This is a genomic window from Ramlibacter cellulosilyticus, from assembly GCF_014297465.1.
Lineage (GTDB): Bacteria > Pseudomonadota > Gammaproteobacteria > Burkholderiales > Burkholderiaceae_C > Ramlibacter > Ramlibacter cellulosilyticus.
The window spans coordinates 1-1,358 of record NZ_JACORT010000028.1 but is presented as its reverse complement, the minus strand read 5'-3'; the positions used below and the strand labels follow the sequence as shown (position 1 = coordinate 1,358).

Annotated in this window: 1 protein-coding gene; it reads left to right on the top strand. The window is 72.1% G+C overall.

The genetic code is table 11. The annotated features are described in order from the left end of the window. On the top strand, nt 1–1,358 hold a 1,358-nt coding region (locus tag H8N03_RS25955; protein ID WP_187079150.1), incomplete at both ends, for a glycoside hydrolase family 99-like domain-containing protein.

Sequence of the window (1,358 nt, the reverse complement as noted above, 5' to 3'; positions counted from 1 at the left end):
CGCGACATCCGCGACGGCGGCGTGAACCCGTTCTGGCACTACCTCGTGGCGGGCGCGGCGGAGTTCCGCGATCCGCTGCCGGGTGCGGGTGCGACGTACGAGGACGACATCCGTTTCGGCGTGGGCGGGGGCGACGTGAAGATCGTCGCGTTCCACGCGATGCCGGAGTGGCCGGCGCTGCGCGGTGCGCGGCCGCTGGCCGGACGCGACCCCTTGCTGCCGCATGCGGACTTCGGCGAGTACCAGGCCGCGGATGCGAAGGTGCTGCGTGCGCAGGCGGCGCTGGCGAAGCGCCACGGCATCCATGGCTTCTGCTTCCAGCTGCAGCCGGCGCTCGCAAGCCTGCTGGCGCACGCCGACGTTGAACTGCCGTTCTGCATCCTGCTGGACGCCGAGGCGGCGACGCCGGCAAACCTGGATCTGGCGCTGCTGCGCCTGGCGCTGCGGGATGCGCGCTGCATGCGCGTGGGCGAGCGCCCGATGGTGCTGGCGCGCCTGCGCCAAGGCGCAGGGAGTGCGCAGGCGACGCTTGCGCAACTGCGCGAGGTGCTCGTCGCCGAGGCAGGCGCGCCGGTGTTCCTCGTCGCCTGCTGGAGCCCGGAGGCGGAGGAAGCGCTCTGCGCAGCGCAGGCCGCCGGCGCGTGCGACGCGCTCGTGGACCTGCCGGCTTCCCCGCTCCCGCGGGAAACGGGAGGCTACCCGGCACGGGACACGCAAGGGGTGGACGCCGTGCCGTACTCGGTCGTCGCCGCGCAGGGCGTCGCCCGTGCCGAAGAGGCACGCCGTGCACCTTGCCCGATGTACCCCGTCGTCGCCGCGGGCCGCGACGGTCGCGGCGCTGACCGTCCGCTGGTCTACACCCGCTTCCACGCGAGCCACTACCGCCGCTGGCTGGACGCGGCGATCAGCGCGGCGCGGCGGATCCCCGATGCGCAGCAGCGCTTCGTCTTCCTGCAGTCGTGGAACGACTGGAACGCGGGGCAGGTGCTGGAGCCGGACCGCAAGGCGGGCTACGGGCGGCTGAACGAGACCACGCGCGCGCTGCTGGGCGTGCAGGGCACGCGGCGCATGCCCAAGGTGTCGGTGATCGTGCCGAACTACAACCACGCGCCGTACCTGCGGCGGCGCCTGGACAGCATCTACGGGCAGACGTACCGCAACATCGAAGTGATCCTGATGGACGACTGCTCCTGCGACGGCAGCCGTGCGCTGATGCAGGAGTATGCGCAGGCGAACGCGGACATCACGCGCACGCTGTTCAACGAGGTGAACTCCGGCGGCGTCTTCCGCCAGTGGGCCAAGGGGATCGCGGCGGCCACGGGCGAGCTGGTGTGGATTGCGGAGAGCGACGACTACTG